Here is a 21,049-nt window from a genome sequence, read left to right on the forward strand (position 1 = left end):
TTTGGGAGAGGAACCAAAAAAGATCACGCTCAAAATTGCTACTTGTCAGGGACGCGAGACAACATGCCAACGAGCTATTTCACCACTCAGAACCAGGCCAGTTTCAGAAAGCGCCGGATTAGTTCAGTCGGCGGCGAGCGCCAGACCATGCGCTCCTGGGAGCAGTATGTTGAGGGCCGGTTTGATACGGACGACATCGAGCGAGGGCTGGCAGGCGTAAGACCGGAAATTCTAAAGTCCTGGGATCGCAGCAAAGGTCTGGGTATCAGTGCTCTGTCGCAAGCTTCCCCCAAAAAGCTAAGTGCCGAAAATCTCTTCGCGCTCGCCCAGAAAAATCTGACTCTCGTGAAAGCGGCAAAGTCTGCGTTTGCGCGCCTGGCGCCACATCTTTCAGAATCCGGTGCCATTCTCATCCTCACGGACAAAAACGGCACAATCATCGAAGCGATCGGAGATCCTCAAACAATTGATGCCGGACGCGACATTAAGCTGGAAATTGGCGGTGTCTGGGCCGAGGGTGTCATCGGCACGAATGGTATCGGCACGGCGCTTAGCACGGGAATGCCCGCCTATGTTCACGCGTCAGAACACTTTTGCCTTGGCATCAAAGCCTGGACCTGTGCCGCCGCACCCATATTCGATCCCTTGGACAAGAGCATCGCCGGGGTCCTGGATCTGTCCGGACCACCCGCGATTTTCCGGCCACACAATCTTGCCCTTGTCGTTGCAGCGGCGCGTGAAATCGAAATTGCGTTGGCCGAAGGCTTGCGCGAAGAAAGAACAATTCTTCTCGAAGCTCTTATAGACTCGCCGGCGACACACAGCAGCACCGACGGCATCGTCCTTCTCAATCGTGCCGGGCGGATCGTCTACAATCGGAACACGGACCGGATTTCCTCCAGGCGAAAGCAGGATTTCATGATCGGGCGGAAACTGCTCGCCATGAAACCGGAAATGACTGACGGTCAGCTTGCTGAAGCAATCCCGCGGGAGCTGAGGATCAAGGGCGTCGAACTCCTCAGGTCGGGGGGTGAAACGCGCGGCGCCGTTCTCATCTTACCCGGTGAAACAGCACCCCGGAGTGCCTCGCCAAGACGCCAGAGCATGAAGATCCCGGCTCGATCCGGCGTCGAAGAAGATGAAATCGAAATTGTTGGCGAATGCCCGAAAATGCTCGAGGCGATGGACTTTGCGCGCCGGGCAGCGGAAGCAAACGTAACTGTTCTCGTCCAGGGTGAAACCGGGGTCGGCAAGGAACTCTTCGCCCGTTTGATTCACAGTCACCACAAACGGAAAAATGCTCCCTATGTTGCAGTCAACTGTGCCGCGATTTCCGGCGACTTGATCGGCGGCGAACTGTTTGGCCACGTGGCCGGCGCGTTCACCGGGGCCTTGCGGGAAGGAAAGGTCGGCAAGTTCGAATTGGCCAATGGCGGCGTGATTTGCCTCGACGAGATTGGTGACATGCCGCTTGAATTACAGTCTTACTTGCTCAGAACGCTCGAGCAGCGCGCGGTCTATCGCATCGGATGCAACACCCGTCGTGCGATTGATGTCCAACTGGTTGCCATGACCAATCGGAATCTGCGCAACGACATCGAGGAAGGCACTTTCCGCCGTGATCTCTTTTACCGGATCAGCGCAATTGTCATCGAAGTTCCACCCCTTAGGGAACGAGGTAACGACATTCACTTGCTGATCGAGCAATTCAACAGGCTTTTGTCGAAGAAATTCGAGCGCCCTCCCCTCATTTTCGACGAAAGCGCAAGAACAGCACTGAGCACCTATCGGTGGCCGGGAAATGTCCGGGAACTCCGAAATACGATCGAGCGACTTTGCCTCTTGTCAAAGAGCGAGCGGGTCTCAATGTGGGATCTTCCCTCCGACATCACGTCACCGGACGATGATCTGATATTGCCTGCGGGTCGCGCGGCGGTCTCCGCCGATCAGCTTAATCTCGACAACATTGAATCCATCGCGATCCAGCGGGCAATCGAACTTGAAAACGGAAACCTGTCCAAAGTCGCTACCTCACTCGGTATTTCAAGGCCAACGCTCTATCGGAAGATAAAGTTGTACGGTCTCGATCGGGGGAAATAGCGCTCCCCTACCGTCCCTGAAACGCGTATTACGTGGGTTCGAAATCCGCAAAGCGGAACAAAGGCAAACAAAATTATGGGCGGCGAAAACACCTTGTTTCGCCGCCCAATCAATTTCCTGACTTTTTTAAAATCACTTCCCATGAAGTGAGCTATTTCGTGGCCGCCTCCGGAGTGCCGAGTTCTGTGTGCGAAGGTTTGGCAATTCGGGTTCGCGCGCAGAACCGGCTGCAGGGGCAAAGCCTTTAATCCGATCCGGCAGGAAACTAGAACATCACCTCACCACCATTCGGTGAGATGCAGCTTCCATGGAAGAAGCTTCCTTCGGGCGTAGCAAGCAGCACCACGGCCGGAGCAATCTCTTCAACTTCGGCAAACCTGTCCAGAGGAATGGCAGCCTTCAACGTATCCAGCAATTCGTCGGAAAGCGGTGTGAGGAGATCGGTGTTTGTCACACCTGGCGCAACTGCATTGACAAGCACGCCGGTTCCGGCGGACTCGAGGGCAAGCGCGCGGGTCAAGGTCGCATTTGCGCCCTTTGCGGCACAATAGTGCGTCAAGGTCGGCGCCCCTTTGTAAGCCAGTTGCGAGGTAATGTTTATGATCCGCCCGCTGCCACGCTTCACCATGTCACGATAGGCTGTCTGGGCCATGAAGAACGTGCCCTTCACGTGCACGTCCAGCATGCGATCAAAGCTGTCCTCGCTGATATCCTGAAATGCCTCGGTGATATTGTGTCCGGCGTTGTTGACCAGGATATCAATGTCCCCCAGGGCCGCTTTCGCGTTGGCATAGAAGTCACGTATCGCGGAAACGGAAGACACGTCGCATTCGGCGGCGTAAGCCTTTCGCCCCAGGGCCTCAATCGCCCTGACGGTCTCAGCTGCTTTTACGTCATCTTTGAAATGGCAAAAGGCAACATTGGCGCCTTCAGCCGCCAAGGCCAGCGCAATACCTCGTCCAATGCCCCGTGATCCACCGGAAACGATCGCGTTCTTTCCTGAAAGTTTCTGTGTTGTCATGGCTCTCTCCTATTCTCAAGTCTGCTTTTCGCCATAGCCGACGCACACGGTGCATGCGCCTTCATTTCTTTGTCAGGGACGCCCCAGATCTTCCGCGCCACCGCCCCAGGCAGGACCGGCGGTCGGATCGGCTTCACCTTCTTCCAGATCGCCGATCAGCGTTTCGGTGGTCAGGATCAGGGTCGCGACCGAGGTTGCGTTCACCAGTGCGCTTGCGGTCACCCGAACCGGGTCAATGACGCCAGCTTCGAACATGTCCTGAAACTCACCGATCGCCGCATTGAACCCTTGTCCGGGGACAGCCGAGGTGACAGATGCAACGACGGAGTCGGGATCCGCGCCGGCATTGCTGGCAATTCTTGCAACGGGCCGTGTCAATACGGAGCGCACGAGATCCACACCGGCCCGCACGTCTGCTTCGTTTTCCGACGCAAGATCTTTCAAGACCCAGTCGATTTGAGCCAGTGCCGTACCGCCGCCGGCAACGACGCCGTCTTCGGAGGCTGCCCTGACGGCTGACAAAGCGTCGTCGATCAACTGGATCTTCCGCTTCTGCTCGACCGGTGTGAACCCGCCGGCATAGATCACCGCTGTGCCACCCGTCAGCTTGGACAAACGTTCACGCAGCTTGTCCTGCTCGATGTTGGGTGGTGCGACGTCAATCTGCCGCTGAACCTGTGTCCGGCGCGCCGCGACGAGGTTCGGGTCACCCTCGCCCTGGATGATGCTCGTCAGCGATGCAGACACTTTCACTTTTTTGGCGCCGCCAAGTTGCTTGAGCGAAACGTCCTGGACCTTTTTTCCAAGTCCCTTGGAGATCACTTCACCACCGGTGAGGATTGCCAGATCGTCCATCATCGCGGAGCGCCAGTGGCCGTATTCGGGCGGGTGGACGATCAGGTATTTCCCAGGTCCGCCGTCTTCCAGCAGGCTGATAACGACTTCAGGGGCGATTTCCTCCGCAATTATGAGCAGCGGGCGGCCTTCGGACCTTGCAATTTCCCGGGCCTCAAACAACACGTCTGGCGTTGGGATTTTGTGATCCGTCATCAATATCAATGGGTTATCAAGAACAGCTTCCATCTGCTCCTGATCGGTCACCATGTGATGCGAGATGTAGCCGCGGTCGAAAGAAATCCCCTCAATGATCTCCAGCGTTGTATCGATGGTCACACCGAAATCGGCGGAGATGATGCCGTTGTTTCCGACACGCTCAAACGCCTCGGCGACAAGAGCGCCCAACTCGGGATCAGACGCGGAAACCCGCGCGACAGCCTTCAGATATTCCGGGTTTTCTTCACAGGACCTGGACGACTCGTCGAGCCCGTCGATGATTTTCGAGACCGCCAGTTCAATACCCTTGCAAAGATCGACAGGCTTCACACCGTTGGAGGTGATCTCAACGCCTTTCTGAATCAACGCGTTCGCCAGCACGATGGCTGTCGTTGTCCCGTCACCGGCAACCTCGTTTGTTTGCATGGACACTTCGCGAACGACTTGAGCACCCATGTTTTCGAACCTGTCTGTCAGTTCGATTTCAGACGCGATCGTCACGCCATCCCTGGACACAATCGGTGTTCCGACCGGGCGGTCAATCATGGCGTTGAGGCCCTTGGGTCCAAGGGTCGGCTCAACTGCGGCAGCCAGTTTCGCGACACCTTTTGCCAGGGCAGCGCGCGCACTTCCATTGTGGATGAGTAGCTTAGCCATCATCTGTCTCCTCGATTAATTGACGCCGCAAACGGCGCATTCAGCCTTGCCTGGCTCTAGGCAGACTCGACATTTCTGGGGGGTACGCGTCCTTGGATGAAGTCCACCAAGGTGGGGCCGTCGGCGCCGATTTCGACTTCCTTGTAACGGCTCATGCTCAGGCCGCGGCAAAGCGCACCGTTGAACTCCATGTTGATCCGCACCGATCGCAACTCGCTGAGATGCTGACGCAGGTTGAAGGGTTCGATCCGCTTTCCGCTCCAGGTCACAAAGGCAAGATCATCCGGCCCAGACGCCAGCTCGCGCGAGATCAACAGCGACCGGTAACGCGGCTTTTGTTTGGTTTCTTCTTCGCCCTTGAATTCGATACGATCGAATTCACTCAGCTTCATTGTGACGATTGACTCAGCTGAATATCCCGCTTCCTGTAATGCGAGCAGAACGGTTTCCTGCCGGCGTATGAAAGCCTTCTCAAGAAACTTGAGCTTGACGTTTTCCAGTTCTTCCCCGTTGGAGTACCTGGAAAAGACCTCATCAAAACTGCCACTGCCGTTGACACCCGCATTCACCTGCTCGTCGAAGCAGTGATCCATGAGCGTGACGGTGACTTCGCGCACCCAGCTCAGCTTTTCAACTTCTTGCCGGATGCCAAATGCCATCAGAAAAGCGAAATTTGGAGAGCACCAGTAGGTAGGAAGCCGAAAGTCGACTTCCACCATTTCCGAAGCGAAGACCTCAACTCGTTCGACAAATCCCATGTCTGTAATGGGCTCGTCGAGTTCCGGATCGGAGACGTTTTCGAGCTGGTCCCAGACCGCCGTCGCCAATTCGGATTGTTGAATTTCGTTCAGCATCGCCTCACTCCGCAGCAACTTGGATCGGCGAAGAACTCAATTGCTTGAGTTTGGCTTCCACGTCGATGCCGTAGAGTTTGGCGGCGTTGAGACCAAGGATCTTTTCCTTGACTTCGTCCGTGAGCTGGACGCCGCCTCGTTCCGCTGAAATGTCCTCGGGGATCTGATAGTTCCAGAACTGATCAACAATCCAGGCAGGTGTCCAGATCGCGTAATCCGAACCGAACAAAAGCTTGTCTTCGCCGACCCACCAGAGCAATTCCGCAATCACCTCACCGAAGTATCTGGGGCGCGAATGAATGAACGGGATAGCGACTGCAAGGCCTGCGTAAACATTCGTTTCCTGGGTCGCGATCCAGCAGAAATCATCCAGTCGCGGGAGCCCGCAATGCTCGATAATCCAGTTCAGGTTCTGGAAGTCGGTGGCCGCGTGATCGACATCATGAACGTCGAAAGCATCTTTGTTTAGCGGGATGATTGTCGGACCCTTGTGAACATGAATGTTCCGGATCCCGAGCTTGTCGCAAAGCTCAAAGCACTTGTAGGCTGACGGGTCGTTCAACGCCCAGCCCTTGCTGTCGCCGTTCCATTCAGCGGTGTACATTTTCACACCCTGAATATCGAAGTTCTCCTTCATGTAGTGGATGTATTCCAGCGCCTTTTCGCCGTCGCGCGGGTCGAACGTGCCATTGACGATGAACCGCTCGGGGTGACGGGATGCCATCTCGGAGCTGCGCTCGATGCTGGAAAAGCCGTTCTTGTAAAAGTCATTCAGATAGGTCGACTGAATGATTGCCATGTCGTCCGGACCATCAATGAAGAGATCCCGGTAAACGTCATCAGCGGAGTATTTTTCAAACTTGCTCTTTTCCCAAAGCTCCTCGGCCGGGCTCAGGTTGGTGTGATAGGCGTAAAAGCAATCGATGAATTGCTTACCGTGGATATTGGCCTGGTTTTCCGGGCTCCCGTCCCAAAAGTGCGTATGGCCGTCGAGAACAAAAATCTCTTTGCCGTCTTTGGTCCTATACATCATGCTCCTCCGTCATTTTGCGTTGTTTCAAGACACGTTGGGGAGCCACGTGCGGCGGAGGCTCACCGCCGCACGCGGCAGTTGCCTCACTCGATGTATTCGAAGACCTCGTCCATGTTTCCGAACAACACCACCGTGTTGTCGTCGACACGAACCATCCGGCCATAGTGGGTAGACGTGTTGACTTCAAAGATCTCGGCGGTCATCTCGCGGCCGAGGTATTCGCTGATTTCATCCATCTTGAAGATCAGCTTGCCTTCGCCGTCGATCCGGATCGTCGCCGGGTTGTAGGTCACAGTGACTTTCGGGTCTTCGCCCATGAACTCGGCGATGGCGCGTGCTTCCACGCTATCGTTCATCGTGACGCCGCACTGATGCGAGATCGTCTGCTCGAACTTGATCTCGTCCATCGATTTGAAAATGTTCTGCTTGGACGAGTCCCTTGCAATATTCGACATAATGAAAACTCCTTTGATTATCGGCTGAGGCCGAGTTCGCCGAGGATCTGATCGACGCGCTCATGCGAAACGGCTCTTACGTCTTCAAACGCGACCGGTTTTGAATGGGGTTGCGACCAGATCGGCTGCAGGTTCTGAACGGCCTTGTCGGCAAGGGCGCCATGCTTGGCGACCCAAGACTGGAACAGTTTCCTGTTGTGAGCCGCGTGCTTCTCGTCGTTGGCGAGCAGGAACATCAGGTCGATCGCGTTGGCGAGATTGCGCTCGTAGTCTGCTTCAGCGGCCGAAATGACCGGAGGTGTGATGAAGTCGTTGTTGGCGGCCGCTACCTGCATGAAGAAGCCTGACCGGATGAGTTCGCCGACAAGAGGTTCAAAGACGATGTTGATCGCGAAGTACTGCTCCAGGTAGTCCTCGCTTCCCATGATTGCTTCGACCGCCTCACGGGTCGGCTGCCAGATCGGGTCCTCAAGCCAGTTCTTTTTGCCCAGGTTGTCGTCCCAACCCTCGATATCCATGCCGATCTCGGCGAGATACAAGGTGATGTCCTGCGCAAGGCGGAGCTTGTAGCTGGAGTTGGTCAGCGTCGCATTGTTGATCATTTGCGTGTAGCCGTAGCGCTGCGCCTGCATCAGCGACGTGCCGAGGCCGAATTCAGCGTGCTTCCAGGCACCAAGATGTGCCTGCAGAACACGGCACCACGTCTGATCAAAAGCCGCAGGAGCGCCCGCTTTGCGAGCGTTCGAAATGACGTTTTGAACCATTGTCACGATCTTGGACTGTCGCTGGTAATGGGTCCTTTCCCATTCCTGGTCAGGAGCCCTGAACGCGTGCCAGTTCGAGCTGAGTGCTGCAGTGTTGTCCTTCTGGTAGGCACCGCCGCCCTTGCCACCCTCGAACTCGATGATCCAGTCCTGGATCAGGTAGCGTTCCGGATCGGGCTGCACATCGACAGTGACGTCTTCATAGTGCGTTGCCCGTTTCCCGCGCGGCTCGAAATAGTTGTATTTCCTGCTGTTCGAACCGACGAATGTCGCCGCGCCGGCAGCACCGGATCCGACTGAACTTGATGTTGCAACCATCGAAATATTCCTCCCTGGATGGGTCCTTCAACTAGCGATCAGCCCGGAAGATCAGTGGGCCGATGAACCGGAAGTTGGAGTGAACTTGTCGAAGAAAACGCGCTCGGTATCGAAGTCGTGCATGAAGAGCACAGGGGTCAGCGCGTCGATCATCGGCGGCGGGCCACAGGCATAAACGTCGCCGTCGCCATCAATTCCCAGCTCCTTCAGATGACGGTCGACGCACTCATGAACGAAGCCACGCTCGCCGGACCAGGTGCCGTCGTCTTCGGCATGGCTGAGAACGGGAATGAAATTGACGTCGGGATTTGCGTCCGTGATTTGCGCAATTTCTTCCAGCTTGAAGAGGTCGTTCCTGGTGCGCGCGCCATAGAAGAAATAGACCGGACGGTCTTCGCCGCTGGCCAGATGATCGTTAAGGATCGACCAGACCGGCGACATTCCGGACCCTGCCCCGACCAGGACTAGCGGTCCGTCTCGTCCTTCTCGGCGGAAGCACATTCCGTAGGGTCCTGTGATCTCGACCCTTGCTCCGGCTTTGATCCCGCCTTCGTCGAGTTCGCTTGAGAATTTTCCGTTCGGATACTTTTTGATGATGAACGAGAGGTTTTCGGTTTCGCTCGGCGGATTTGCCATGGAGAACGAGCGTGTAATCGTCTCCCCCGCTTCCGTGGTGACCGTGATGTCGACATACTGCCCGGCCCAGAACTTGAGCGGCGCATGCAGTTTGATCTGGACGCCGCGGATATCATGCGTCAGTTTTTGGAAATCGACGATCTCGCCCGAATACTCTTTGACGGGTATCGACTTGGAGAGAACCTCTTCGTCGTAATTCAGCAATTCAATTTCAATATCGCTGTAGGCCAACGTGCGGCACATCAAAACGTGGCCGCTGTCGCGCTCCATGTCGTTCAACGCAAAGGTCGAATACTTGAGCATCTCGCTTTCGCCGTCGAGCTGCACACATTTGCATGCCGAACACTGGCCTTCCTTGCAGCCATGCGGCAGCGCTATTCCCTGACGAAACGCGGCGTCGAGAATGGTTTCATTCTCTTCGACTTCGAATTCCACACCTACGGGTTCCAGTCGGACATTGTAGGTTTCTGACATCAGCTCAATCTCCATATTCCAAAGTGCCGTGACGTGTTCAACGGCGCAGGAGAGCGGAGGCCATTGCTGGCCTCCGCACGTGTCTTAGTTGCAGGGATTGATGGTGAAGCCCTTGCGGTACTCAGCGACGTGAGCATCACGCTCGGCGTCGGACATTGCCCGCAATGCGTTGAGCGGCGAAGCCAGCTGATGGCCACGGACGTGCTCAAGCTTCCACTGTTCCTTGTCGTCGAAACGCAGGTGCGGCTGCGGCACCAGGGTTTCGCCGTCGTCGCGAACGAAGTTGAGATCCTTGATGGCATCGGCAAGGTCCCAGCCGTCGTAAACGGTTTCCCATTCACGCTTGCCGGAGAATTTGCCCATCGCAGGTGTCGGACGACCCTGATACTCGTCAGAGAAAGCTTCGACAGCAGTCCAACGGTCCAGTTCGTGAGCGAATGTGTGCCATTTGCCGTCGATCTGATCGATCACCATGTCTTCGCGAATGAGGCACGGAACCAGGCAGGACCAGCAACGATGCGGATAAACATATCCGGTCTCTTCGTTGAAGGTGATGACCTTTTCACCCGGCTTGCTGAGCTTGTCGTACCACTTCCAGAAATCACCGAACTCGGCATACCAACCCGGATACTTGTGCTCGAACCACTCGAAGTCTTTTTCCGTCTGGGCTTCGATCCGCCAGAAATTCACCGGCCAGCCGACAGCGAAGAACTGTGCAACCTTGTGGACGTATTTCTTGTCGGTGATGCGCTTCCAGGCTTCCTGGACATCGTCGTGATGGATCTTCACACCGTACTTCTCAAGCGGGAGCATGTAGGTCCGGTAGTAGTCCTCGAAGATCCAGCGGTGCCACATTTCCGCGTAGGACTCTTTTTCCTTGTCGCGGTTGGTGGTGCCGTATTCGATGAACGTTCCGATGGCCGCATCGACAATGGCGTGGTTCTGCCAGAAGGCATACCGCAGGTCGCGCTCCAGAAGCAGGTGGTTCTCCGGCTCCTTCAGTGCTGCCATCAGCAGCGAGTGACCGTTACCGATGTGGCGGCTTTCGTCCGACTGAACGGACAGGAAGACAGTCGGCAACGCGTAGTCGCCATTTCTGGCAGCTTCGGACGGCATCGCGACAAACAGCGTGTTGGTGAACGCGGTCTCAGCAACAACCGTCAGGTACATGCAGGCGGCGGTCATTGTGTCGCCGGTGATGAAACCTTCACCGAACTGGCGGCCGATCGTCGTGGCGTAACACTTGCCGAATGCTTCTTCAGTGATATCGAACCCTGCCGGATCGATATAGTTTTCCATGTACCACTTTTTCAGGTTCATCTGGATTGTGGAGTGACGGAACTCATCGACCATCTGCATGGTGAAGCCGGTGCGAAGATCTTCGCCGGGAGCCAGGCGTGCGACCATGGCCATAGACCGTGCAGCCGAAATTTCCGGGAAAGGAATGATCGCAAGGAAGAGCTTCATCCACTCGATCCAGCGCGGCTCCACATTGCGGAACATGTCACCGCGCAGGGCAGCATCCAGAGCGCCGTAGACCCGGTTGTCCTTTTCTTCCTCCATCGGGAAGTAGGACCGAAGCACCTGCTTCATCGGATCGCGCGGAGCCTTGGTGATCTTGTAGTCCGTCGGGAATGTTGCGGCTTCCTGCACATAGGTAGGATTCCAGCCGAGGTCAGAAATTTTCTTGGTGGCCTCGCCCACTGAGATTCCCCGCTGAGAGGTAATCTTGTTCAACGTAATTGCCATTCCTGGAGCCTCCTAAGCTCTGACCGGTAAACCGGTCCGTGGATGGCAGCAGACAGCTGCCTGACTATCCGATCCGAAACATGCGGAGGCTTGAGGTAACGCGCTCCTCCCGCACGGGATCGGACTGATGACGGCAAAGGTTGAGTAGATTCACGCAGAACTGCGCGTCCCCGTGGATTAGCGCCAAGAATGCCGGCTGCCGGCTTTTCGGCGCTGAACCTCCCTATTCCTTCGTTCTTTGTGCCCCCCGGTGAACAGGAGGGCCGTTTTGTGCAGAAGGAATTGCAAGGATGAGACCAGTTTTGGAAACGGAGACTATTTCTACGAAAATTTCCGTACGTATTTTCGCTTAAGTCTCTGTTTTATTTCGAAATATTATTTTTGAAAAAATCCTGCCGCCGCAAATAATCAGTCCTGAAAGCTCCAGACGGCAAAATCGAACACTGTAAAAATGTTCAGAAACTTTACAGGCCTTTACATAAATTTCCGAACAAACCGATGCACATCTTTTACAGTCTCCAAAAAAATCTATTTGATTTCTGATTTTGATTGTCTTCTGAGCAGAACAACGTAGAAATAACTAAGACAAAGCACCGACACCGTAAGTAGGCCGGAGTGTTACTTGCCTGGTTTGAAATTTCATAGGCGCCACGTCTGAACACCATGAAGCTCGAGAGACCATCGTTCATCAGCTGCTATCCGGGAGCGTCGCCGCAACTCGTTGCCCGCACCCAGCAAATGTGGTCTGCCCAAGGACTGGATCTTGAAAGCTCATGGCTTCAGACCGTCGGGTCTCTCAGGGGATTTCGCGTTGCCGACTTTCCAGAAGATGAAGACAGCAGCGTACCAATAGATGCGTTTCTTCTTTTCGATCAGGCCGTCATCTGGATTGCATCACTAAACGCCGCAGCGAATTGCATTCCTTCCTTGCCGAACACTCGACTTGATCGGGCGCAGTGGTCCAGTTTGCAAGCCGTCACATTTCGGCTCATGGAGCAACTCGATGGAATTCGAATGCTGTTTCTGGCCGACCTCTTGATCCCGTCCATGCAGATCGCGCGTTCGATCTCGGAAGATGCCGACATGGCGCTTGCGTTCCTGGTCCGCAGACGTCTCGCGCAACGGTTCACTTCCTGCGGCACGACGGAAGAAGCAAACGAGTTCTGGCGGCGGCATATCGCAGGTGGCCGCGCTTTTCGTGTTGTCGCTGATCGGCTTTATGAAGTGGGGCTGGATTTCGGACAGCACGGTGACTATTCCGATTGGCGCAGGGACACTTTGGCAATACTGGGAACCGCAGCGCATACCTCATTTGTCAGACATTCGAGATCGGAGGGCGCCAGTGCAGGCAGCGCGCAATTCCGGGATACACTGGACTGCCTTGAATTCGTGACGCTGCGGCTGCAAGAGATGTGCGGATATTCGAACGTTTTGCAGGAACGGTTGTCGAGAGATCTGAAAACCCTCAGTCAACAACCGGCCCAGTTTCAAAAAGCCAACTCACTCGCCGTTTCCGCATCCGCTATCAGCGAAATCACGGTCGAACACTGGCGGCGGACGGTCTCCAAGGAACCGTTTGGTTGCTCCAAAGCAGATACCGGTACAGTCTAGGGCCCTGACCCGAGGTACGGGCCCTAGTGCCGGCTTTCCGCACTTCCTTCGGCATCGCCGCGGGCGATCCACTGAGCAGCCATCACGAGCGTGCCCATGGCAAAGTCCTTGCCGTGCACTTCGATCATTTCCTCGGATATCTCCGAAACCCTTTTGAAGAACTCATCTTTGCTTTCTTCTTCAGGGGTCAGTTTCTTCTTTTGATCCTGCATTTTTTCCTCCTTGGTTTTATTTGAACATTTGTTCCGGAAAATTCACGATGCTGCACTCCCCTGCCACATCGCCAACGGCCAGGTTCTCGCCGTCCGGCGACCAGCTCATCGATATGATCGCCTTGTTCGATTCATTTCTCAGAAGGAGTTCATCCTGTTCACCAATACTGGTGAGCGCGATCATTCCGCTTTCGTAGCCTGCTGCGACCAACGCCTTTGTCGGATGCGAGGCGATGGCTTCCAACAGCACAAATCCGGCCTTTCCGGAAGACAAGGGCGTCCCCGGATCGCCCGCTTCAGGCAGATCCGTTTCTTTCCAACCCACAAGCCGGAATGCGCCGGATGCGACGAGCGCACCGGCTGTTTCGTTGAACTCGGCATTGCGGACTTCTGCTGGGAAGTTCTCGATCCGGTGCACAGATTTCTCAACGCAATCGATCGTCAACAAGGCTTTGTCCACGCAGCCACAGGCCAGGTGCGTTCCTTGCGCATTCCAGTTCATCGACCTGACATCACCGGTGCATTCAGAACTCCAGAGACGTTTGAGGTCCCTTGAGACTTCCAGGATCGACACCCTCCCATTTCCCCAAGCGGCAATCTTTCCGTTTTCGGCAAGTTCCGAAAGGCATGAGACGGGGTGATCCAGCGTCACTGAAATCTGCTGCGCGTCACTTTCCGTTCCTGTCACGAACACTTCGTTTGCGCGCGCAAACGTCAGTCGGGCTCCAATCCGGTCTCCATTGAAGGCGGTTATAGGACCGCTTCCCGAGGACACCCGTTCGATGACAAGTCCGCGCGGTGTTGCCTGCCGCACGGTTCCGTCTTTGCAGGCAGCAGCAAACCCCTGCGGCCCGAAACGGGTGATTGGAAGCTGAGTAAGCGCAGAAACGTCCAAAATTGTCGCCGGGATCGGGTCTACGCTGCGTGGGCGAATGGCGGCTCTTCCCGTCGCCTCATCGATGGTTGTCCGCCTGCCGGGTGACTCCGCGTCGGAGGTTCGAACGATTGCGATTTTGCCTGACGACAACAGGAATGCCGCGAAATTTCCGTCGCGGCAAAAGATCGAACGAACCGGCTCGTCCTCGAAAGACCAGGTCATTGCAAGAAGTTCGAACGCCGAAAGCCCTTTCGAAGTTTGCTCATTCATGACGTTTCCCCTTCATGTTTGCTTCTTCCAACAGTTTGTCGATTTGCTCGAGCTTTGCGTTCAACTCATCCAGCAAGGCAGCGTTGGCCTCCAGATCCGGCGTCGCCGGATTTTGCCATGCGTCCTCCTCTTGCTCTTCGATCGTTTTCAGGATCAAAAATTCCGATCCGCCGGATAGCTGCAAAAGCCGATGCTGTTCGGCGTTGGCGGCAGCAAGCTGCTGAACGACAAACAGGCGCTGGCGGAGAAGGTCACCTATTTCCTGCAATTGACCCGGCATCTGAATTTCCTACATCTTGAGCTTCAATTGAGACCGGATCGGAAGGCACTGAAGATGCAAGACACGGCAAATAGACAATTCATCTCTGCCCTCGCCAGCGTCGGCAGCGAGATCCTGGGTTCCGAGCATCCTTTGATTTCCAAGATTGATGCCGCCGGTCCTTCCCCCGATGTCCAGGCTGTCCATGATATCCAAGATGCGCTCGCCGCTCTTCCGGAAGAGACGCGTGACGCGCTTATGAGCGCGGTTCACAAACGCATGCGCGAGGATATTTCGGCGATCTGGACGCATCTTCCACATGCGTCTGACAACAAACCCAACTAGGCCTGCCCTGTGCACGCGATAGCCACGCCGTGTGGACCGCCCGATATTGGCTTCCACCTTCATGGCTTGGCGCCACCCAGCTTAGTCTGAAGCGTTTTGCACATTTTTCCGCACTCGTGGCCCGGTCGACTTTCGGGCAAAGTCAGATTTTTGTAAGTACAAATCCAAATACTCACAGAAATAAAAATATATTATGCAGTCTTTAAAAGCAAAGTTTTCTGCCAATCAAATAAAATAAAATAAATATCGTAAATATTATTTACGACTTATACGCAAATGCGTAACAGAAGTTTACGCTTTTGACCAACTAGGCTACCGCCTGGCAACTCAAGCTGCCGAACCTGACGGGTTCAAGAGCAGTGTTTCAGGCTCGCCATGGTTTGCGCCGGCGCGATTCTTCAAGGACCCTGCCGATCAATCTGCCCGTCCCGAGCACACTCCGGCACAAGCCTTAGGACACAGCGCTTTCGCGGGAGCGTATAGTCCGCCAGCCTGTGTCTTTCCTTGCGTCAACAAATTCGAAAATCGTTTCGTCCTGCCATCGCGCCGATTGTGCGGACGTGCTCGAACCAGGTCGAGTTGTCCGCTTCCCCTCCTGGGCGTCGATGGAGCGGAGGGGAAGCGGACGAGAGTGTGCGGGTCTACCAGCCAATGCCGATATACTGGGAGGTTGGGACTTCGGCTGAAATGCGGACCAGATCCACAACCGTTACTTCCTCCTTCTTCGACCTGAGCACACTCCGGAGCCCGGGCAGCTTCTGTGTAATGAGAATGGTGTCCGCGTCGCCGACGGCTTCTTCCGGTGTTTCCTTCATGAACGTTCCAAGACCGTCGACCACATTTTTCAGATGAGGCGCTGCATAGCGCATGTACTCGAACTGCTGCTCGATGTGCGGCCCAGGCTGGATTGCTGGATCGTAGGCGGTGACTTCTATGCCTTCTTGCCGTAGCGCTGAGATCACTTCCAGGGTCGGGCTCTCGCGCAGATCATCCGTTCCGGGTTTGAAGGCGACGCCGAGGACGGCCACTTTCCTTGCACCGGTCTTGCGGACCATTTCGACGGCAAGGTCGATCTGCCTCTCGTTGGACGGTGTCAGCGCATCCATCATCGGCGTCGCAACGCCAAGCTTTTCCGCCAGATGGGTTACGGCACGCACCTCCTTGGGCAGGCAAGACCCGCCGAAGGCAAAACCCGGTTTCAGGTAGTAGGGCGAGAGGTTGAGTTTGGTGTCCTGGACAAAGATGTCCATCACGGCATGGCTGTCGATACCCATCGGCTTGCAAAGACGGCCCACCTCATTGGCAAAACAGACCTTTGCGGCGTGCCAAACGTTGTCGACATATTTGACGAGTTCTGCGACTTCCACGGTGGTGACGATCGGGTTTTCGTCCACGGGCCTGTAGATATCGGCCAGAACCGCCGCCGTACGGGGGTCGGTTACGCCAATGACCGTTTTCGGCGGTGCATGGAAATCTGCAATTGCAGTTCCTTCCCTCAGGAATTCCGGATTGAAGCAAATACCGAAGTCCTGACCTGCCACCTTGTTTGAATGGCGCTCAAGTATCGGCTTCATGATGTTCAGGGTTGTTCCGGGAGGAACGGAGCACCGAAGAACAATGATGTGAAATCCGTCCTTCTTCGCCAAAGCTTCACCGATATCACGGGCGACGGCCTCGATCGCACTGGTGTCGCATCCGCCGTCCTCGCTGGTCGGCGTACCCACCGATACAAATGTGACGTCGGTCTCGTGAACGGCACGTCTCAGGTCGGTCGTTGCATGCAGCAGGTCTTCCGACACACCCTTGGTCAGAAGCTCACTCAGCCGGTCCTCATGAATGGGGCTCTGTCCCCACGCGATGGAATCCACTTTGTGCTCATCGATGTCGGTCCCCACGACCTGGTGACCGAGATCGCTCAGGCACGCAAGAGAAACGGCACCGACATAACCCAGCCCGACGACACTGATTGCTTTCTTGCGCTCAAAGAGACGCAGTTGAATGGGATCTACTTTTTGAACCTCTTCGAGGCGACCGACGACCATGTTCATATCTGTGAACTCCCAGTTTCGAATGTCTGGGGTCCTTAGGAACAAGCGGTGTGCCAATTGACGAAAACTTCAAAAAAAGCATTTAATTCATATACTTAGAATATTTCTGGATTTCCACTCGTGGAATTTCTTTGCCAAATTGAAAATGAATTATCCAGTTTTCGTGGTTGCAATTGCATTTCTGAAAACGGTGCCAAGCGCCACGAAGCGAGCAACTCGCGCGGCTGCGCGGATGGGCTCCTATTAATAAAGCATCGAAGTGGGTTCGCCGCGGCTGACGGCAAACCTTTCCGAATTCGGAAGACAGACTTTTCATTTCGCGAAGACGTGCCGGTCCTGCTGATTTTGCAATTTCAGCAAAGTCTGCCAACCCATTGAAAATTCAAACTTCTTACCAGATGTCTCATTTGGCAGTGGGTTTGCAAGGGTCTCTTCAGCTTACTTTTCAAAGGAGACACAACATGTTTTCAAACGCTCATCTTGCGCCGATCGGTGAAGTCACCGGACCTTTGTCAACGGTTTCGGGTTCCTCGCGTCCGGATGTCTTTCTGTTCGATCTGAATGTGCTTTTCGATGCGCACCAAGGACAGATGACACCAGCCTTTGCAACATATCTGAGGGATTTCGCGGATCAGCGACTGTGTTATCTTTTGTCCAACCTGAACTACGCCGAAATTGCCTCCAGGGTGCCGGCGAGCGTTTTACGCTCGTTTGCGGGGACCTTCGCATCGGCCGGGACAGAGCTCTGGTGCAAAGACGACGTTCTGATCCGCCACGAGCACCGCTTTTCCGACGATCTGTTCGAGTTTCTTGCCAAGGTCGTGCTGAGTTCCCGATACCCGTTCAAGCAAGCACCGCTTATCGACAACGGTCCGGCGACACTTCGTGTGTGCCTTGCCGGCACAAGGGCCGGCCACAGTGCGAAACGGGCTTACCTGGCATGGGAACGGGAACACCGGGAACTTGATGAAGTCATCAAGGCGGTGAGGATGCGCTTTCCGGATCACTCGATCTGCAAGGACACAGAGACAAGCCTCCTCATCATGCCCGCTTCCTACTCGACTGCGATGGTTCAGGACCACATCCTCAGACGCCACAAGTCGGCCCGCGTCATCGGGTATTTGAGCGAGGCAGCGGCGGAAGGTTTCGCCAAACCTCTCTGCAATGCGTTTCTGGACTCCAATATCTGGTCGACGGTCGCCGGGGCTAGCGATGTCAGTCAATTGCTGAGCTACGAAAAGCGCCGGATGTCGGAGGTTGCGCCTCGCCTGGTTCTGGAGTCCTGACATGAAACCCCAGTTGGCTGCTGACTCAGACCTTGCTCCGTGGTCCGTCGTCAGAAGTGACACCGTCTATGATTCCGGTGCACGTTTGCGCGTTGTCCGGCAAGCGATCCGTTTGCCGGACAACGCAATCGTCGACGACTATTTCAGGATCGATCTGCCGTCCTTCGCGACCGTTTATGCCGTTACTGAACAGAACGAGGTTCTGCTGCTTCGACAGTATAAACACGGGGTTGGCCAGCAATGCCTGACCTTGCCGGGCGGTCAGATCGAAACCGCAGAAGATCCCGAATTTTCCGCAAGGCGCGAACTGCTCGAAGAAACCGGATATGGCGGCGGGCGCTGGATGGCAGGACCCGAACTCATTCTTCATGGCAACCAGAGGATTGCGAAGGCACACGTTTTTGTCGCCAAGAATGTAATCAAGCTGACGGAAGCGCGCTCAAACGATCTGGAAGAAACCGTTTTGACTACGCTGCGACGAATAGAGCTCAAGAAGGCCATGTTACGTGGTGAATTGCCGGTGACATCGCATGTCGCGACGATTGGGATTGCGGAAGCACTGATGAGCGGAACAGGCTAGCTTAGCCCAACCTCGCTCAGCCTCAACTGTCTTCGGCAGAAGGTTCGCTTTCCGAGCCTGGCACCTCGTCCTGTTCAGCCCAGATCTCTTTCTTGCGGTAAAGGGTTGAAGGGCTGACCTGAAGGATGCGTGCGGTCTTTGGCAAGCTCCCGCCACAGGCGTCGATTGTTGCCTCGATAATCTGCCGCTCAAGCTTGTCGAAGGGCTCGCCGATGGAAAGCGTGATTGAGGGCCAGCTTCCGGGGCTCGCCATGGGCGCACTCGCACCCCCGACTAACGGTGCGGTGGGTTGATGATGGAGCGCACCAGCCTGCGGTCTTGGTGTGGGTGCGCGGCCCTGTAATGTCGACAACATGTCGGCCTCAACCACCGGACCTTCGTTCAGGACAACGAGATTCCTGATGGTATTCTGCATTTCACGAACATTGCCGGGCCAGGTATGCGCCAACAGCGTTTCTTCTGCGTCGACTGAGAAGCCTTCGAAATCCTTGCCCTCTTCCTTGGCAAACTGGGTCAGAAAGTGCTTCGCAAGTTCGAGAACGTCGGTGCCGCGGGATCGAAGCGGCGGAAGCCCGATCGGCAGGACGTGAAGCCGGTAGTAGAGATCTTCTCTGAAACGGCCCGCTTCAACTTCCTCAAGCGGATCCCGGTTGGTGGCACAGACAATGCGCACATCCACCTTCTTGAGGGAGTCACTGCCCACTTTCTGAACCGTACCGCTTTGCAAGAACCGGAGCAGTTTGGCCTGCAGGTTCAGTTCAAGCTCGCATATCTCGTCCAGGAAAAGTGTCCCACCGTCTGCGCGCGCCGCGGCGCCGTCGCGATCGGACGTCGCCCCGGTGAAGGCTCCCTTGATATGCCCGAAGATTTCCGACTCAATAAGATCTTTCGGGATTGCTGCGCAATTGAGTGGCACAAACGGTTTTTTCGCGCGCGGACTGGATCTGTGGATCGCTTCGGCGCAGACCTCTTTACCGGTACCGCTTTCACCCGTGATGAACACGGACGCATTCGACCGGGCAACGCTCTCGATCATCTTGTAGACCGCCGTCATCGGCAGCGACGAGCCGACAAAGCCATGCTGGGTTTTGCCGGAAACCGGCTTGCGCACCTCTTCCACAACTTCGGTCAGTGTTTCACGTTCCAGGGCGTTGCGGGTCGTTGTGACGAGGCGCTCTTCGGCAACGGGCTTGACGATGAAGTCGTAGGCACCGGCCTGCATTGCCTCGACCGCCGTCTTGATCGAGCCGGAGCTGGTGACCACGACGACAGTCACGGGAAGCTGCTCGGCGCGAATTGAGGCCAGGACGTCCATCCCGCTCATGTCGGGCAATTGGAGGTCCAGAAGAACAACGCTGATACCGCCCTTGCGCAACCGGCCCAGAGCTTCATCACCTGTTTCAACATGAACGGAGTCTATGCCGACGCGCGACAGCTGGTGCCCGTAAACGGTTGCAAGCGGCAAGGCATCTTCGACAATCAGAACCTTCAAGTTGAGTTCCTTCCACGCATCAGAGCGTTCCTAGGTATTCAAATCGAGCTGAACACCTATTTCGTCTGCCAAAGCTTTCACTTCCGTTAGTGTATGGTCACAGACAGCAGAAAGTTCTTCCATTTTGCCCATGGCCGCCATTTCCTTGCCATCGCGAACCAGCGCGTTGACCGTGCTTGCGATGGTCGCAAGTTTGAGGGCGCCGAATGTGCCGGCCACGCTTTTCAGAGCGTGGGTGGCCCGTTCAAGCTTTTCCGGGTCATTCGCCTCGGCGGCGTCGCGTGCCGCCTTCTGCCGCTTGAGCGTATCATCCGCGAACTGCTGAAGCAGCTTCTGTTTCAGCTCGTCGGGCATCGTCCCAAGGATCTCCCGAGCCGCTTCGAGCGACGCCGCCGCGTCGGTGACCGTCGCTTCAGTAGTGCCGGCGCTGTGCCGGGTGACATTGCGCGAGATACACGCAAGCAGGTCTTCCTTTTCAACGGGCTTTGCGAGGAAGTCCGACATGCCGGATTCAAGAAAACGTTCCTTGTCACCGCGCAGCGAATAGGCCGTGAGTGCAACAATCGGCGTTTCAACGTTGCGTTTCCCGCGCCGTATGCGCTGCGTCGCCTCGATGCCGTCCATCTCCGGCATCGAAATGTCCATCAGGATGCAGTCATATTCGCGCTTGGAAGCGGCCTGCACGGCCTCCTTGCCATTGTTTGCGATATCTATGTCGCAGCCTGCACTTTGCAAAGCGTGGCCAACCACGATCTGGTTTGTCGCGTTGTCCTCGGCAAGCAGAATGGTCAAGTTGTCAGGCAGGTCCGCCTGCTCTTCCGGATGATCCTCTTCCAATACCGCTGTCTGGTCATCGGCGAGCCGGATGGGTACGAGGAACTCAAAGGTGCTGCCGACGTCCTGTTCGCTTTCGACCAGAACTTCACCGCCCATGAGTTGCGCGATCTGCCGGCAG

19 protein-coding genes are annotated in these 21,049 nt (G+C 55.6%); 5 read left to right on the plus strand and 14 right to left on the minus strand.

The features are described 5' to 3' along the window. The first annotated feature begins 63 nt into the window (after positions 1-63). Entirely contained in the window at positions 64-2,100 is a 2,037-nt protein-coding gene (locus RBB47_RS08670; protein ID WP_305985372.1) for a sigma-54-dependent Fis family transcriptional regulator, read from the plus strand. Between the two features lie 265 nt (positions 2,101-2,365). Here the strand turns inward: RBB47_RS08670 and RBB47_RS08675 are convergent, their stop codons facing one another. The 8 genes from RBB47_RS08675 to RBB47_RS08710 form a co-directional block, all read right to left on the minus strand. Then, a complete protein-coding gene (locus RBB47_RS08675; protein ID WP_305985373.1) occupies positions 2,366-3,121 on the minus strand; it encodes an SDR family NAD(P)-dependent oxidoreductase in 756 nt (251 codons plus the stop codon). Positions 3,122-3,193: 72 nt separating this feature from the next. After that, positions 3,194-4,831, minus strand: a complete 1,638-nt coding sequence (locus RBB47_RS08680) for a molecular chaperone GroEL (protein WP_305985374.1) — start codon at positions 4,829-4,831, stop codon at positions 3,194-3,196. A 56-nt stretch (positions 4,832-4,887) separates the two neighbouring features. Further along, positions 4,888-5,685, minus strand: a complete 798-nt coding sequence (locus tag RBB47_RS08685; RefSeq protein WP_305985375.1) for an iron-sulfur cluster assembly protein — start codon at positions 5,683-5,685, stop codon at positions 4,888-4,890. 4 nt (positions 5,686-5,689) lie between these two features. After that, complete coding sequence (locus RBB47_RS08690; protein ID WP_305985376.1) at positions 5,690-6,715, minus strand: amidohydrolase family protein; 1,026 nt, start codon at positions 6,713-6,715, stop codon at positions 5,690-5,692. 86 nt (positions 6,716-6,801) lie between these two features. Beyond that, positions 6,802-7,173 carry an MmoB/DmpM family protein gene (locus RBB47_RS08695; protein WP_305985377.1) on the minus strand — a complete coding sequence of 124 codons (372 nt, stop codon included), beginning with the start codon at positions 7,171-7,173 and terminating at the stop codon, positions 6,802-6,804. 17 nt (positions 7,174-7,190) lie between these two features. Continuing rightward, positions 7,191-8,255 carry an aromatic/alkene monooxygenase hydroxylase subunit beta gene (locus tag RBB47_RS08700; RefSeq protein WP_305985378.1) on the minus strand — a complete coding sequence of 355 codons (1,065 nt, stop codon included), beginning with the start codon at positions 8,253-8,255 and terminating at the stop codon, positions 7,191-7,193. A gap of 51 nt (positions 8,256-8,306) precedes the next feature. Next, positions 8,307-9,365: an NADH:ubiquinone reductase (Na(+)-transporting) subunit F gene (locus RBB47_RS08705; protein ID WP_305985379.1), complete on the minus strand. Its 1,059-nt coding sequence runs from the start codon at positions 9,363-9,365 to the stop codon at positions 8,307-8,309. A gap of 84 nt (positions 9,366-9,449) precedes the next feature. Then, complete coding sequence (locus RBB47_RS08710; RefSeq protein WP_305985380.1) at positions 9,450-11,114, minus strand: aromatic/alkene/methane monooxygenase hydroxylase/oxygenase subunit alpha; 1,665 nt, start codon at positions 11,112-11,114, stop codon at positions 9,450-9,452. A gap of 663 nt (positions 11,115-11,777) precedes the next feature. Between RBB47_RS08710 and RBB47_RS08715 the strand changes: the two genes are divergently transcribed. After that, positions 11,778-12,725, plus strand: a complete 948-nt coding sequence (locus RBB47_RS08715; RefSeq protein WP_305985381.1) for a hypothetical protein — start codon at positions 11,778-11,780, stop codon at positions 12,723-12,725. A gap of 23 nt (positions 12,726-12,748) precedes the next feature. Here RBB47_RS08715 and RBB47_RS08720 read toward each other — a convergent pair whose 3' ends face one another. The 3 genes from RBB47_RS08720 to RBB47_RS08730 are packed head-to-tail and all read right to left on the minus strand — an operon-like array spanning position 12,749 to position 14,364. After that, positions 12,749-12,937, minus strand: a complete 189-nt coding sequence (locus tag RBB47_RS08720) for a hypothetical protein (protein ID WP_305985382.1) — start codon at positions 12,935-12,937, stop codon at positions 12,749-12,751. A gap of 16 nt (positions 12,938-12,953) precedes the next feature. Further along, a complete protein-coding gene (locus tag RBB47_RS08725) occupies positions 12,954-14,084 on the minus strand; it encodes a WD40 repeat domain-containing protein (RefSeq protein WP_305985383.1) in 1,131 nt (376 codons plus the stop codon). Further along, positions 14,077-14,364: a hypothetical protein gene (locus RBB47_RS08730; protein WP_305985384.1), complete on the minus strand. Its 288-nt coding sequence runs from the start codon at positions 14,362-14,364 to the stop codon at positions 14,077-14,079. The genes RBB47_RS08725 and RBB47_RS08730 overlap by 8 nt, the downstream gene beginning before the upstream one ends. Before the next feature lie 54 nt (positions 14,365-14,418). On the opposite strand from RBB47_RS08730, the gene RBB47_RS08735 reads away from it, so the two are divergent. After that, entirely contained in the window at positions 14,419-14,688 is a 270-nt protein-coding gene (locus RBB47_RS08735) for a hypothetical protein (RefSeq protein WP_305985385.1), read from the plus strand. Between the two features lie 641 nt (positions 14,689-15,329). Here RBB47_RS08735 and RBB47_RS08740 read toward each other — a convergent pair. Next, positions 15,330-16,736, minus strand: a complete 1,407-nt coding sequence (locus tag RBB47_RS08740) for a nucleotide sugar dehydrogenase (protein ID WP_305985386.1) — start codon at positions 16,734-16,736, stop codon at positions 15,330-15,332. A 461-nt stretch (positions 16,737-17,197) separates the two neighbouring features. Here RBB47_RS08740 and RBB47_RS08745 point away from each other — a divergent pair, with 461 nt between their 5' ends. Continuing rightward, on the plus strand, positions 17,198-18,022 hold the full coding sequence (locus RBB47_RS08745) for a hypothetical protein (RefSeq protein WP_305985387.1): 825 nt from the start codon (positions 17,198-17,200) through the stop codon (positions 18,020-18,022). A gap of 1 nt (position 18,023) precedes the next feature. Further along, the gene (locus RBB47_RS08750) at positions 18,024-18,602 is read left to right on the plus strand and encodes an NUDIX hydrolase (RefSeq protein ID WP_305985388.1); all 579 of its coding nucleotides are present in this window, start codon (positions 18,024-18,026) and stop codon (positions 18,600-18,602) included. Between the two features lie 22 nt (positions 18,603-18,624). Here the strand turns inward: RBB47_RS08750 and RBB47_RS08755 are convergent, their stop codons facing one another. Continuing rightward, on the minus strand, positions 18,625-20,094 hold the full coding sequence (locus RBB47_RS08755) for a sigma-54 dependent transcriptional regulator (protein WP_305985389.1): 1,470 nt from the start codon (positions 20,092-20,094) through the stop codon (positions 18,625-18,627). Between the two features lie 30 nt (positions 20,095-20,124). Next, positions 20,125-21,049, minus strand: a 925-nt coding sequence (locus RBB47_RS08760) for a response regulator (RefSeq protein WP_305985390.1), incomplete at its 5' end; no start/stop codon positions are given.

The sequence above is a fragment of the Roseibium sp. MMSF_3544 genome (assembly GCF_030732845.1).
Classification (GTDB): domain Bacteria; phylum Pseudomonadota; class Alphaproteobacteria; order Rhizobiales; family Stappiaceae; genus Roseibium.